The sequence below is a fragment of the Skermanella mucosa genome, assembly GCF_016765655.2.
Lineage (GTDB): Bacteria > Pseudomonadota > Alphaproteobacteria > Azospirillales > Azospirillaceae > Skermanella > Skermanella mucosa.
Genome location: NZ_CP086109.1, coordinates 171,720 through 184,934, shown reverse-complemented (window position 1 = coordinate 184,934; position 13,215 = coordinate 171,720). Strand labels below are relative to the sequence as shown.

Annotated in this window: 13 protein-coding genes; 6 read left to right on the top strand and 7 right to left on the bottom strand. The window is 66.5% G+C overall.

The features are described 5' to 3' along the window. The first annotated feature begins 186 nt into the window (after positions 1–186). The 3 genes from JL100_RS35725 to JL100_RS35715 all read left to right on the top strand — a co-directional run bounded on the left by JL100_RS35725 (position 187) and on the right by JL100_RS35715 (position 4,792). Complete coding sequence (locus tag JL100_RS35725) at positions 187–813, top strand: DUF883 family protein (protein ID WP_202685057.1); 627 nt, start codon at positions 187–189, stop codon at positions 811–813. 115 nt (positions 814–928) lie between these two features. After that, positions 929–1,996: an amino acid ABC transporter substrate-binding protein gene (locus JL100_RS35720; protein WP_202685056.1), complete on the top strand. Its 1,068-nt coding sequence runs from the start codon at positions 929–931 to the stop codon at positions 1,994–1,996. 627 nt (positions 1,997–2,623) lie between these two features. Next, complete coding sequence (locus JL100_RS35715) at positions 2,624–4,792, top strand: TonB-dependent siderophore receptor (protein WP_228421772.1); 2,169 nt, start codon at positions 2,624–2,626, stop codon at positions 4,790–4,792. A gap of 515 nt (positions 4,793–5,307) precedes the next feature. On the opposite strand, the gene JL100_RS35710 is transcribed toward JL100_RS35715, so the two are convergent. The 3 genes from JL100_RS35710 to JL100_RS35700 form a co-directional block, all read right to left on the bottom strand. After that, on the bottom strand, positions 5,308–5,586 hold the full coding sequence (locus JL100_RS35710; protein WP_202685054.1) for a hypothetical protein: 279 nt from the start codon (positions 5,584–5,586) through the stop codon (positions 5,308–5,310). A 457-nt stretch (positions 5,587–6,043) separates the two neighbouring features. Beyond that, positions 6,044–6,241: a helix-turn-helix domain-containing protein gene (locus JL100_RS35705; protein WP_228421770.1), complete on the bottom strand. Its 198-nt coding sequence runs from the start codon at positions 6,239–6,241 to the stop codon at positions 6,044–6,046. After that, entirely contained in the window at positions 6,238–6,756 is a 519-nt protein-coding gene (locus JL100_RS35700; RefSeq protein WP_228421768.1) for a Crp/Fnr family transcriptional regulator, read from the bottom strand. Before JL100_RS35700 ends, JL100_RS35705 begins: the two co-directional genes overlap by 4 nt. Positions 6,757–7,063: 307 nt before the next feature. Here JL100_RS35700 and JL100_RS35695 point away from each other — a divergent pair, with 307 nt between their 5' ends. Together JL100_RS35695 and JL100_RS35690 are read left to right on the top strand one after the other, a co-directional pair. Then, positions 7,064–7,462 carry a hypothetical protein gene (locus tag JL100_RS35695; protein ID WP_228421766.1) on the top strand — a complete coding sequence of 133 codons (399 nt, stop codon included), beginning with the start codon at positions 7,064–7,066 and terminating at the stop codon, positions 7,460–7,462. 256 nt (positions 7,463–7,718) lie between these two features. Then, positions 7,719–7,955, top strand: coding sequence for a hypothetical protein (locus JL100_RS35690; protein ID WP_202685053.1), 237 nt, complete (start codon positions 7,719–7,721; stop codon positions 7,953–7,955). A 341-nt stretch (positions 7,956–8,296) separates the two neighbouring features. On the opposite strand, the gene hflX is transcribed toward JL100_RS35690, so the two are convergent. The 4 genes from hflX to JL100_RS35670 all read right to left on the bottom strand — a co-directional run bounded on the left by hflX (position 8,297) and on the right by JL100_RS35670 (position 12,857). Then, positions 8,297–9,628, bottom strand: coding sequence for a GTPase HflX (gene hflX / locus JL100_RS35685; protein WP_202685052.1), 1,332 nt, complete (start codon positions 9,626–9,628; stop codon positions 8,297–8,299). A gap of 21 nt (positions 9,629–9,649) precedes the next feature. After that, positions 9,650–11,152: a ribonuclease J gene (locus JL100_RS35680; RefSeq protein WP_202685051.1), complete on the bottom strand. Its 1,503-nt coding sequence runs from the start codon at positions 11,150–11,152 to the stop codon at positions 9,650–9,652. A gap of 500 nt (positions 11,153–11,652) precedes the next feature. Further along, positions 11,653–12,315: a ChrR family anti-sigma-E factor gene (locus JL100_RS35675; RefSeq protein ID WP_202685050.1), complete on the bottom strand. Its 663-nt coding sequence runs from the start codon at positions 12,313–12,315 to the stop codon at positions 11,653–11,655. Next, positions 12,312–12,857, bottom strand: coding sequence for a sigma-70 family RNA polymerase sigma factor (locus JL100_RS35670; protein ID WP_228421764.1), 546 nt, complete (start codon positions 12,855–12,857; stop codon positions 12,312–12,314). Before JL100_RS35670 ends, JL100_RS35675 begins: the two co-directional genes overlap by 4 nt. A 122-nt stretch (positions 12,858–12,979) precedes the next feature. Between JL100_RS35670 and JL100_RS35665 the strand changes: the two genes are divergently transcribed. Then, positions 12,980–13,126: a hypothetical protein gene (locus JL100_RS35665; RefSeq protein ID WP_202685048.1), complete on the top strand. Its 147-nt coding sequence runs from the start codon at positions 12,980–12,982 to the stop codon at positions 13,124–13,126. The last annotated feature ends 89 nt before the right edge of the window (positions 13,127–13,215 follow it).

Sequence of the window (13,215 nt, the reverse complement as noted above, 5' to 3'; positions counted from 1 at the left end):
CCGGATCGGCGGCCGAACGGTGTGAAGTGGCCATCCAATACGCCAAACAAAATAGGGTCAGAGTGATTTTCTCGCCAAGGCACTCCTGGCTGGCTGCTTCCGGTCGGCATCGCAACGGTGGCTACGGAACCACCGTCGCCCCGCCCTGTTGTCCGCACAGACTTTATAAACATCGGAGGAATGCCCATGACCGGTTCCGCGGGGACGCCGTCAACCACCACCAAGCCCGCCACGTCGCAGCCGGACAAGGCCTCCGCCGCGACCACGGAGACGGCAAGGCCGTCCGCCGAGAAAGTCCTGGAAACCGGAACGGAAGAAGTCGGCGCGCCCACCCCGGCCGCCAGATCCCCCGTCAGCCCCGCCACGGGCACCGGCACGGGCACCATGTCCGGCTCCAGCGGCATCGGCGGCGTGGTCGAGCCCAGCCTGCCGCCCCGCTCGTCCGCTCCTTTGACCACCTCTTCGCCCGCCGCCTCTTCCTCCGGAAGCGACGCGGGCATCCGCTCCGGCAGCGTCGCCTCCCAGTACCAGCGACGCAGCGACCAGGCGAACGAGATCGCGGAGCGCGCCCGGCTGAACGCCATGCGGGCCGGCAACTATGCGCGTGACCAGGGACGGCGCGGCCTGAGCACGGCGGAATCGTTCGTGAGGGAAAACCCGACGGCCAGCCTTCTTGGCGCCCTCGCCGCCGGGCTCGTCCTCGGTGCCCTGCTGGCCCGCGGCACCCAGGGCTCGTCCTATCGGACGCGCGATCAGGATTTCGACGATTACGACGACGAGGAAGCCTACACGCGCGACTATTACTACGACTGACCCCGCCGGTACGACTGAACCCGCCGGGGCTGATTTCTGCCGCCTCCCTGCCCCGAACCGCCCTCCCGCCCGTTAAGGGAGAGCCGTTCAGTCCAGGAGGAGGAGAAGAGCCCCGATGTTCGCCCAGACCAAGAAGCGCGCCGCCCCGGCGCCAGGTGCCCGGTGCCTGCCGGCCATGATGGCGCTGGCGGCGCTCCTGCTGGCCTCGGCCCCGGTGCCCGCCCAGGCCGGCCAGCTGTTCGACGCGATCAAGCAGCGCGGCTCGATCCGGTGCGGCGTCAGCACCGGCGTTTCCGGATTCTCGACGCCGGACAGCACCGGCAGCTGGTCGGGGATCGACACCGACATCTGCCGCGCCCTGGCGGCCGGCCTGTTCGGCGACAAGAGCAAGGTGACCTTCACCGCGCTGTCGCCGCAGCAGCGTTTCACCGCCCTCCAGTCGGGCGAGGTCGACCTGCTCTCGCGCAACACGACCTGGAGCCTCAGCCGCGACACCGCGGTCGGGCTCAATTTCGGGCCGATCACCTTCTATGACGGCCAGGCCTTCATGGTGCCGAAGTCGCTGGGCGTCACCTCGGCGACGGAACTCGACGGCGCGACCGTCTGCGTGCAGCCCGGAACCACCACCGAGCAGAACCTGACGGACTTCTTCCGCCGCCACCAGATCAGCTTCGAACCCGTGGTGATCGAGGCCTTCGACGAGATCAACGCCGCCTTCTTCGCCGGGCGCTGCGACGCCTATACCACCGACGCGTCGGGCCTGGCGGGGGTGCGCGCCACCCTGGCCACCAACCCCGACGACTATGTGATCCTGCCCGACCTTGTCTCGCAGGAGCCGCTGGCCCCGGCCGTCGTTCATGGCGACGACCAGTGGTTCGACTATCTGAAATGGACCGTGTTCGCCCTGATCCAGGCCGAACAGCTTGGCCTGACCTCCGACAACATCGACAAGCGGCTGGACGACCCCGATCCCAACGTCCAGCGCTTCGTAGGCGTTTCCGGCGACACCGGCCAAATGCTCGGCGTCGATGCGAAATGGTCCTACAACATCGTCAAGCAGGTCGGGAACTATGGCGAGCTGTTCGAACGCAACCTCGGCCAGGGCTCCCCGCTGAAGCTGGAACGCGGCCTCAACGCCCTGTGGACCGAGGGCGGCCTGATGTACGCCCCGCCCATTCGCTGACGGCGATCGGGCGAGGACGCTCCAACCAGGAAAGCCCGGAATACCCGGACCGCCTATACCCGACGAGACCGCGTGATCGCCGCCCCGCGGCCTGTTGCGGAATGTGTGTCCCGGCTTTCCTGTCGCTGGGAACATGGTCTTGCACGAAACCGAAAACTCCAAGCCCGCGCCACCGCCCGTGGCGCGGGCTTTTCTCTTGCCCTCGATGTCAATTCCTTGCGCCGCACAAGAAGAAAGGCCGCCCCGAAGGACGGCCTTTCCGAATTGTCAAACCACGGTTCGGTCAAGAACCACGATAGACGCTGTATTACGCGTTGGTCTCGCCGGAGGCGATGACCCTGGTCACTGTGACCGACGACCGCGGCTTGGAACAATTAGACACAAGATCACCTCCTTTCTGTTGTTGCGACAGTGACTACTATGTAGAACCCGCCCGGAACCGGTGCAAGCCTGCAAGGCCGGGATTTTTTCATCTTTTCCTGGACGCTCTCCCGGGCGCCCTCCCGGTTACCCATCGCGACCCACCCCCACTCCTTCCGACATCCCTCGGCATGATATTAAGAATCGTTTGCATTTCTGCCCGACATCATGAGAGTAAGTCGCATTCTTATTAAGTGGGGGCATAGAGTGCGCAGACGAGGAGTTGGAGGCCGGCGGCCGAAGGGGACGGCGCTGGGCGCCCTGGTGCTGACCGGGTTCATAGTGCCGGCGCTGGCGAGTGCCCAGGAGGGCGGTCCGAGCGCGGCCGATGCGCCGGTCGAACTGCCGGCCTTGACCGTGACCGGCCAGGGAGAGACGGCGCTGACGCCGGTCACGGGCTATGTCGCCAACCGGCAGGCGACCGGCACCAAGACCGATACGCCGCTGATCGAGACGCCGCAGTCCATCTCGGTGATTCCCGCCGACCAGATCCGGGACCAGAACGCCCAGACCCTGAACCAGATCGTCCGCTATACCGCCGGCGTCACGCCGGAAACCCGCGGCGCGGTATCGACTCGCTACGACCAGCTCACGATCCGCGGCTTCGACGCCGACACTTACTGGAACGGGCTGAAGCTCCAGTCGCTGTACTACGCGGCGCCCCAGATCGATCCCTTCCTGCTGGAACGGGTGGAGGTGCTGAAGGGGCCGACGTCGGTGCTCTACGGCCAGTCCCCGGCCGGCGGCCTGATCAATCAGGTCAGCAAGCGGCCGACCGCGACGCCCCAAGGCGAGGTGGGCTTCGAATTCGGCACCGGCAACCACCTGCGCGGCACGGCCGATTTCTCAGGCCCGATCGACGCGGAGGGCAAGTTCCTCTATCGCCTCAGCGCCGTCGGGCTCAGCGAGGACGGCCAGTTCCGCACGACCGAGAACGAGCGCGTCGCCCTGGCGCCCTCCTTCACCTGGCGCCCGGACGCCGATACCGGCCTGACGCTGTTCGGCTTCTATCAGCGTGATCCCAAGTCCAACTCCTATGGCGGAGTGCCGCCCCAGGGAACGGTGCTGCCCAACCCGTTCGGCAGGATTCCGGTCGATTTCTATGACGGCGAGCCGGATTTCGAGAAGTTCGACCGCACGCAGACATCGGTCGCCTATGATTTCGACAAGCGGTTCGACGACACCTGGAGCCTGCGCCTGAACGGCCGCTGGCTGCGCACCGAGGCCGACTACGACAGCGTCTACGCCAACGGCCTCCAGCCGGACTTCCGCACCCTCAACCGGGGCGTCGCGACCTCGCGCGAGGAGATGGACTCCTATACCTTCGACAATCAGATCCAGGGGCGCCTCGCCACCGGGCGGGTCCAGCACACGGTCCTGGCCGGTTTCGACTATCAGCGGCTGGACGGCAACTACACCCCCGGCTTCGGCGTGGCGCCGTCGATCGATGTCTTCGCGCCGGTCTACGGGCAGCCGATCGTCCGGCCGGACACCAGCCGCACCGACCTGAAGAGCAATCAGTACGGGATCTATCTCCAGGACCAGATCCGGTTCGGCGGTTTCGTGCTGACGCTCGCCGGCCGCCATGACTGGGTGGAAACCGAACGGACCACCGCAGCCGGGGAGGCCAGCCAGTCCGACCAGGCGCTGACCGGCCGCGCCGGCCTGACCTACGTCTTCGAGAACGGCATCGCGCCATACGTCAGCTACGCCGAGTCCTTCAATCCGCAGAGCGGGACCGATTTCGCCGGCAACCTCTTCGACCCGGAGGAAGGAACCCAGTACGAGGTCGGCGTCAAGTACCAGCCGCCGGGAACGGACAGCCTGTTCACGGCGGCCGCCTTCGAAATCACCCGCAGCAATCTGCTGACCAGCGACCCGGAGCGTCCGGGATTCTCCGTCCAGAGCGGCGAGGCGCGGTCGCGCGGCATCGAGCTCGAAGCGAAGATGGCCGTCACCGACCAGTTGGACGTCATCGGCGCCTATACCTTCCTCGATACCGAATACACCGAGGACAACGACGGGCGGGAAGGCTTCCGGCTTGCCGCCGTGCCGCGCCACCAGGCGTCGGGCTGGGCCCTGTACCGGATGCCGGAAGGCTCGGCCCTGGAAGGACTCAGCCTCGGCGGCGGTGTCCGCTACACCGGCAGCACCGTGAACGCGGCCAACACCTTCAAGGTGCCGTCCTTCACGCTGGTCGATGCGGCGGTCACCTATGACCTGGGGTCGCTCTCCCCCAAGCTGGAAGGGGCGGAGGTCTCGCTCAACGCCAAGAACCTGTTCAACAAGGAATATGTCGCGTCCTGCTACTTCGGCGAGTGGTGCGCCTATGGCTACGAGAGGACGGTGACCGCCGGGCTGCGGTATCGCTGGTGACCCGACAGGCCCTTCCTTGCCGACGGCTGCCCTTCAGAATCAATCGGGCCAGCAAGCTTGAACATCGCCGAACATGAATTTCAGGAACAGGAGCATGTGACGAGACATTGAAGGGGTGGCGCGGACATCGGCGAAGGGGAACCGCCCCGCCCTCAGAGTTTCGATCACATGATTGTTCCGGATGAAGTATCTTGCGTAGGCTTTTCTCGATCCTGTTCTGCGTCACCCTGATGACATCGTCGTGCTCGGTGGTCCCCCCGCCGGACTGGGATCCCCTGTCCCTGAAAAAGGCCCCTTCCCGCCCGGTGCCGGCGTACAAGCCGTTGCTTGGAGGAGCCGTGGGAACTCGGCCGGCCCCGTGCCTGCCCGGCCGTAAACCCAACATCGAAGAGATCGGCAAGGGGACGAACGAGTGCACCCCTGACCGAGTCACCCGTTTCGGCGGCGAGGGTCGGGATGAATAGGGAATTCGGTCCGCACCGACCGCTGTGAGTGCCCGGGACCAGACCCGGGCATCATTCGACCGCATCTATCATGGCCCTGAACGCTTCCTCCGGAACGTCGAGCGCATAGACGCTCCCGTCGTTCATGATGACCCGCGTGCAGCTTGCCCGGCCGCCGAACACGCCGTCGCAACTGCCAAAGTTGAAGACCTCCCGCAGGTCGAGCCGCACGGCAGGCCCGTAGACCGGCAGGATCTTCCCGCCGACCTCCTGAAATACCGCGAACTCATGCACCGCATCTGTCATCCGTGACACGCTGGAGCGTTGATAGGCGGTGACGCCATGGAACACGCACGATCATACGCCAAACCAGGCTGCATTCCTTCCTGTCAACCGCCGGCAGCAGCAGGACTGGTACCGAGGAGAGCTATGTCAGGACGTGGTCATACGAACCACGTAACCGTCCAGACCGCTCCTCCCGCTGCGCCGGGGCGGCATTCCGATACGCCTCACCAAGGCCCCGGAAGGTGTGTATGAGGTATTTGCTTCCGCCCGGTGGAAGCCGCCATGCCTGATCGGCCAGATAGATCGGGCCGTCAAGATGATCAAGCGGAAATGCCGTCCTGTGCCATAGCCTTGCAACAAAAAAATGGCCACCCGCAGGAGCTCGGATGGCCATCAGATCAGGGAGGAAAATTCCTGAAAGCAGTTTGTCCGTGCATAGGAGAGCACGAGGAACCGGTTATGATTGTACGCTACCGTACCGGAGATGGGAGAATTCGACTCACCCACACCAATGCGCAGATCACTACCCGAGCAATTGCTTGAGATGCCGCTGGACGATGCCGTAGCACTCGCAAGAGGCGCTCTCCAGGCTCGGACGGTCAAGGATGGTCATGCTGCCGTTCGTATAGCTGATCAGGCCGGCCTGCTTCAGGGAGCCGGCGATGACGGTCACGCCGGCCCGGCGCACGCCCAGCATCATCGCCATGAACTCGTGCGTCATCGGGAACTGATCCCCCCCCCCCCCGCGCGGTCATGCGCCATCAGCAGCCAGCGGGCCAGACGCTCTTCGAGTGAATGGCTGCCGTTGCACACGGCCGTCTGCGACACCTGGGTGTAGAGCGCCTGCATATAGCGCAGCAGCCAGGTGCGCAACGCCTCGCTCTCGTTGAATACCTGCCTGAAGGCCGCCGCGCCGATGCGCAGGGCCGTGCCTTCCATCTGGACCAGCGCCCCGGCGGGCGCGGTATCGACGCCCAGGACGAGCGGTGCCCCGACTATGCCCTCGGACCCGGTGAGTCCGATCTCGATGGCATCGCCGTTCACCAGATAGGCCAGGTTCGACACCATGCCCGTCTCGACGAAGTAGGCGACCTCGATCGGCTCGTCCGCTTCAAGGAGAACCTGCTTCAGCGGCAAGGAGACAGGTGTCAGTAGATTTGCCAGACGCCCGAAGTCGGCGGGCGGCAGGGCGGCCAGGAGCCGGTTGCGAACAGCGGATTGCTTGATCTGAGACATATGTGTCCCCTTTGGTTCAGCGGGAGCACACACATCTCTCAATCGCCCACAGCCACGATCGTGGTGGGTAACCACCTCTATTTGGTACGTGCTGACGGTTCCCGCAAGATGCGGCCAGGAAACGACGGCTTTTGAAACCTCGAGGATTTATTGACGCCGAGACGCATCGAGAGTGCGGTTTCGTACAGCATCCTGCCTTTGTCCATGCGTCAATAAGGGCATCGCCTTGAGGGTCGAAAGCGCGGCGGTCCTGATCCAATGCATGCCGACCCATCCGGATAGCTTCCGAACACCCTGGAGAACTGCCATGACGGCTCAACACGAACGAGGTCGTCCCGCGACGAGGAAGGGACCATCGACGCAATCGGATATTTCGGTGATCGCGTCTCTCGTCGGACGGGGTTCAGCCCAAGGACTGGGGGCCGAAATGCCTCCCGCCAGCCGAGGCGACGATCGTCGGGCAATCCGGCGCGCTCAGATGCCGGCCGAGCCCCTGTCCGCAGTCAAGGATCATAAATACGCGGTCGAACAGGTGGTGGATTTCACGCCGGGTAGGTCAAACCCCGAAATTTCGCCAGGCCGCTATGAAATCGTGCGCCACCTGCCACCGGACGGTTCGGAAAACCTGTACCGGGTCCGGAGCCTTGACGACAACCATGAACGGGTCGTCCGGGAAAGTCAGCTTGCCTGGATTCAGAGTACGTGATGAGACATCGACCGCATGGCAGCTTCACCGGACGAACGGTCCGGCGGGAGGGTCCTCGGCAAGCAACGTGGTTTCATGCAGAGGGCACGCGGCGACATAGGGGCATGGCCCGCTCCGGCGGAACGATCCTTCCACCGCGCCGGGATGGCCACTGTCCCGAGGATATACATCTAGACGATCATGTCTTAATCGCCGGCTGTACTGTTGCGGCTTGTCCAGCGATCTCGGGATGGACCAACTGCCGGGAGAAAGGATCATGAACCAGTATGAAAGGGTTCGGCTCGCCATGGCCGAGCGTAGTGTCCGCGAAGGCGAGGAGCAGATCGCCCGCCTGTCCGAGACCATCAGGGGATTGGAGCGGAAAGGCAATGAAATGGCAGCGGCACGGGCCAGGAAGCTGTTGAAGGACTTCCAATGCGACCTTGCTCTGGCCTACGCAGACCTGAACGTGTTTCGTGCGGACAGCCAACCTCCGGAACTGCGTGGCGGATGACAGGAAGGATGCCGGTCCTGCCGGGATCATCCGATCCGAACCGCATTGCGTGCGCATGATCATCCGTAGCGCCCCGAAACAGAAAGGCCGCCCCGAAGGGCGGCCTTTCAATTGTCAAACCACGGCCCGGTCAAGGACCACGATGCGACGCAGTATTACGCGTAGATCCCGCCGGAGGCGAAGACCTTGGTCACTGTGAACGACGACCGCGGCTTTGAACAATGAGACACAAGATCACCTCCTTTCTGTTGTTGCGACAGTAACTGTTATGTGGAACCTGCCCGGGACCGGTGCAAGACTGCCCGGCCAGGTTTTTTCACCAGTTCCCTAGCGGCCGACCCTCAGGCGCGGGCCGCCTGCCCGGTCATCCCGGCGAACCGGGCCAGATGGGCGGGCTCCATGGCGACGCGGAGATGGGCCTGGTCCTCGTCGTCGCGCCGGTCCAGCACCTCGCCCCGGGCATAGAGCCAGGACAGCGTGGCCCCGTCGGCCAGGTCCACGTCCACGTCGATCACCTGGCGCCCCGCCGTCCGGTGCCCGTCGAGCACCTGGAACAGCCGCTCCAGGCCCTCGCCGGTGACCGCGGAGACCGGCACCGACGCCGTCGCCCTGTCGTTCCGGGCCAGCACGCCCTCGCGCTCGGCCGGCTCCAGCAGGTCGGTCTTGTTCAGGACCTCGACCACCCGCGGATCGGTCTCGGGATCGATGTCCAGGTCCCTCAGGATCGCCTCCACGTCGGCCTTCTGGGCCTCGGTGTCGGGATGGGCGATGTCGCGGACATGCAGGATCACGTCGGCCGACTGCACCTCCTCCAGCGTGGCGCGGAACGCCGCCACCAGCGAGGTCGGCAGGTCCGAGATGAACCCGACCGTGTCGGACACGATCACCTTGCTGCCCGACGGCAGCCGGATCGACCGCATGGCCGGATCGAGCGTCGCGAACAGCAGGTCCTTGGCGAAGGCGTCGGCCCCGCTCATGCGGTTGAACAGCGTGGACTTGCCGGCGTTGGTGTATCCCACCAGCGCCACCACCGGATAGGGCACGCGGGCGCGCGCCTTGCGGTGCAGGCCGCGGGTCCGGCGGACCTCCTCCAGCTGCCGCTTCAGCTTGACGATGCGCTCGCCGATCAGCCGGCGGTCGATCTCCAGCTGGCTTTCGCCGGGACCGCCGATGAAGCCGAAGCCGCCGCGCTGCCGCTCCAAGTGGGTCCAGGACCGGACCAGCCGCGAGCGCTGGTAGCTCAGCGCCGCCAGCTCGACCTGGAGCTGACCCTCGCGGGTCCGGGCGCGGGCGCCGAAGATCTCCAGGATCAGGCCGGTGCGGTCGATCACCTTGGCCTTGAACTCCCGCTCCAGGTTGCGCTGCTGCACGGGCGACAGCGCGTGGTCGACCACCACCAGGTCGATCGGCTCGCCCCGCTCGTCGGCGTCGGCGACCAGCGCCGCCAGCTCGGCCACGATGCCGCCGCCCAGCAGGGTCGCCGGCTGCGGCCGGTTGACCTTGACCGCGCGGGCGTGGGCCACGTCCAGGTCGATCGCCCGGGCGAGGCCGGCGGCCTCCTCCAGGCGGGCTTCCGGCGAGCGCGTCTGCGAATCGCCCTGGAGCACGGGATGAATGATGAGGGCGCGGCTGTTGCGGTCGCGCCGGTCGGCATTAAGATACTGACTTCCCATTACCTGTTCTTTCCCCAAGCACTACGCCGCCAGAAGCACCGGCTGCGCGGCATGTTCCTCTTCGATCTCGATCTCGGCCGGCCGCGTCCCCGCCCAGGGCAGCAGCTTCTGCCCGTCATGGGCCAGGCGCCGCGGCTCGACATGCCCGACCACCGCCGTTCCGACGTGGCCCAGGCGGATGATGTCGCCGTCCTCCGGCACCAGGGCGCGCTCGACGCCGCAGGTCCGGGCCAGCCGGGCATGGGCCTCCAGGTGCGGCAGGGTGCCGTGGACCGGCACCGCGAAGCGCGGCCTGACCAGCCCGTACATTTGGACCAGGTCGTCGCGGGCCGGATGGCCCGAGACGTGGACCGTGGCTCCCGCCTCCCTGGCGTCGGCCGGATACAGCACCTCGACGCCCCGAGCCTCCAGCAGCGTGCGGATCCCGTCCACGGCCTCCTCGTTGCCGGGGATCGCCCGGGCGGAGAAGATCACCGTGTCGCCGCGGTGCAGGGCCAGCGAGCGATGCTCCCCGCGGGAGATCCGGCTCAGCGCCGCACGCTCCTCGCCCTGGCTGCCGGTGCACATCAGCACCAGCTTGCGCCGGCGCAGGCCGGCGGCCTCGTCCAGGCCCAGGAACTCGGGCACCCCGTCCAGATAGCCACAGGCGCGGGCCGCCTTCTCAATCTTCAGCAGCGAGCGCCCGGCCAGCACGACCCGGCGCCCGTTGGCCGCGGCCGCCTCGGCCACCGCCTTCATGCGCGCCACGTTGCTGGCGAAGCAGGTCACGGCGATGGCGCCCTTGCGGCCGGCGAAGGCCTTCATCAGGCCGTCGCGGGCATCCGCCTCGGACCCGGTGGAACCCTCCACCATGGAGTTGGTGCTGTCGCACATCATCGCCAGCACGCCCTCGTCGCCCAGGCGCTTCAGGGCCTCCAGGTCGGCCGGGCGGCCGACCAGCGGGTCGGGATCGAACTTCCAGTCGCCGGTGTGGAGCACCGTCCCGGCGGCCGTGCGGATCGCCAGGGCGACCGGCTCGGGCACCGAGTGGGTCATCGCGATGCTCTCGACCCGGAACGGGCCGAGCACCAGCTCCTCGCCGATCCGGTAGGTCCGGACCTGGACTTCCCGGGCGATGCGGTTCTCCTTCAGGCGCTCGCGGATCACGTGGGCGGCGAAGGGGGTGGCATGGATCGGGCAGCTCAGGCGCGGCCAGAGATGATGGATCGCGCCGATATGGTCCTCGTGCGCATGGGTGACGACCAGTCCTACCACATCGTCGATGCGCTCCTCGATGAAGGCGGGATCGACCATGACGGCCTCGATCCCCGGAGCCTCGTCGCCCATGAAGGCGACGCCGGCGTCCACGATCAGCCATTTTCCGGCATGGCCGTAGAGGGCCATGTTCATTCCGATGCGCGACGTGCCGCCGAGCGGCAGGAAAAGCACCTCGTCGGTACCCGGCACCGGGCCGTGTTGACGCCGGGCGACGGAGCGCGGGCGTGCCATCGGCGCGCGGCGGCGCCGGTTCATTGAATATACCATTTCAGTCGTTTTCTTGGTTCTTGGGCCGGCATTCGACGCTGCCGGAGAAGCGTGCACCGCGGATCGGCGCGAAGCTGGGAAAGGTGGGACCTCCCCGGACCCGAGGTCGGCGCCAAGACGGGGGAACAGTCGAGGCTGCCGGTCCCCGGGTCGGGGAGGAAGGCGGGACCGCGCGGCGCGCGGCCAATTCGTAAGCTACAAGCTCATGTCTTCAAGAATGAGGAGGAGATTTCATGCCGGGATCTGATGAACCGGGCCTCAAGCCTTTTCAGCGAGGCCAAGTCGCCCTCGGAACAGTCATTTATATGGTCACGCCGTCCGCAGCTTCAAGATCACGCCAATACTTTCAGGACATTACTTTTCAGGGGTCTTCCGGCACCGCTCTTCGTGGCCAAGCCCGCCGGGACACCAGATGTAATGTCTCCCCCGTCCCGTTCAATGGCCGCCGTCCCCTTAAAGTCCCCTGCGAAAATCCGCCGCGAGGAACCACGCCCGCGGCCTCACGGCTGCGCGGCCAGCCTTTCCACCGGCCCGGCCAGCACGCGGTAGCAGACGCATCCATCCGCGCCGGCGACCACCGTGTGGACCGATCCTCCCTCGAACTCGCCCAGGTCGCCCGCGGCGTAGCGCTCGCCCGCGGCACAGAGAGGCCCGCCCTCCTCCGAGAAACTGCCCCGGAGCACCAGGATCAGCTCCTGGTCGGAATGGCGGTGGGCCGGCAATGCCGCCCCCGGCGCCATCTTCAGGATCTCGGCCACCTGGGGTGGCCTGCCGACGTCGAGGCGAAGCGACCTCACCCCCTCGGCCAGCACGGTCCAGCCGCTGCCGCCCGCCCTGTCCCGAAGGTAACCGCGCAGCGGCTCGGGGACCCGCACATCCCCGAGAATTCCCGGACCCGCGTCACGGCAGGCACCCGCCGGCGTTTCCGCGCGGCCGCCGTCCAGGCGTGCCAGCAGCGACGCCAGCGCGCCGTCGGAAAGCGGCTCGGGAGGCAGTTCCTCCAGCAGCACGCCGCCGATCTCGTCCAGACGCTCGTTCTCCCGCCGGCATGCCGGGCAATAGGCGAGGTGCGTCGCGACCGCCAGCGCCTGGGGTTCGCCCAGGCTGCCCGCGGCGTAGCACACCAGCAGATCCGCCGGGGGATGATGCGTCAACTTGTTCAAAGCGCCTCCTTCAGCTCCGACCGCAGCCGCGCGAACGCGAGCCTCAGCCGGGATTTCACCGTCCCGAGCGGCAACCCGCTCTCCTCGGCATAATCCCCATAGGACCTATCGCTGAAAAGGGTCGCGACCAGGGCTTCTTCCTGTTCTTTCGGAAGCGCGCCGACGGCGCCCCGCAGCCTCGCGCTCATCTGGATACGGCTCAGCGCGGCTTCGGCGTCCTCCGTTTCGGCCGGGCGAAGCTCGGGATCGTTCGGGTCCATCTCGGGCCGCCGCTCCCGCCGCAGCCTGTCGATCCGCCGGTTCCGGGCGATGGTGAAGATCCACGCGGCCGGGCTGGCGCGGAGGGGATCGTACTCCCCTGCCCTCCGCCAGACCGCCAGCATGACGTCCTGGGAAATCTCGTCCGCCACGTCGGCCAGGGCACCGGCCCGGATCAGCTGGGCCTTCACGCGCGGGGCGAAATGGTGGAACAGGGCGCCGAAGGCCGCCCGGTCGCCGCGCGCGACGGCGGCCAGCAGCCGGCCCTGGTCCGGCGGCGTCAAGGCGCCTCCTCCTGCGGACGGTCCATCCGGAGCGGTCGTTCGAGCTCTCATTTGACCTGTATCAAAGCATCCATCCGCCCGACGGCATAGCGTTTCCTCATCCCATGAAGACAGGTGGAAAGATGGAAACGTTCCTTTTCGTCCTACTCGGACTTCTGGTCTTCGGTTCGGGCCTGGCTTTCGCCGGCCTGGTCCTGACGGCCATCATCGCGGTGGCGCGAAGGATATTCAAGCCGGCCGCCCCCGGCAAGCTTCTTCCCACCGCCTGAACGCGCCGGAGCCCGCGGGGGAAAGCGTCCCCCGCGGGCTCCTTCCGCACGGTTTCCCCGACTTCCAACGGACAGGTAAAGACATGTCG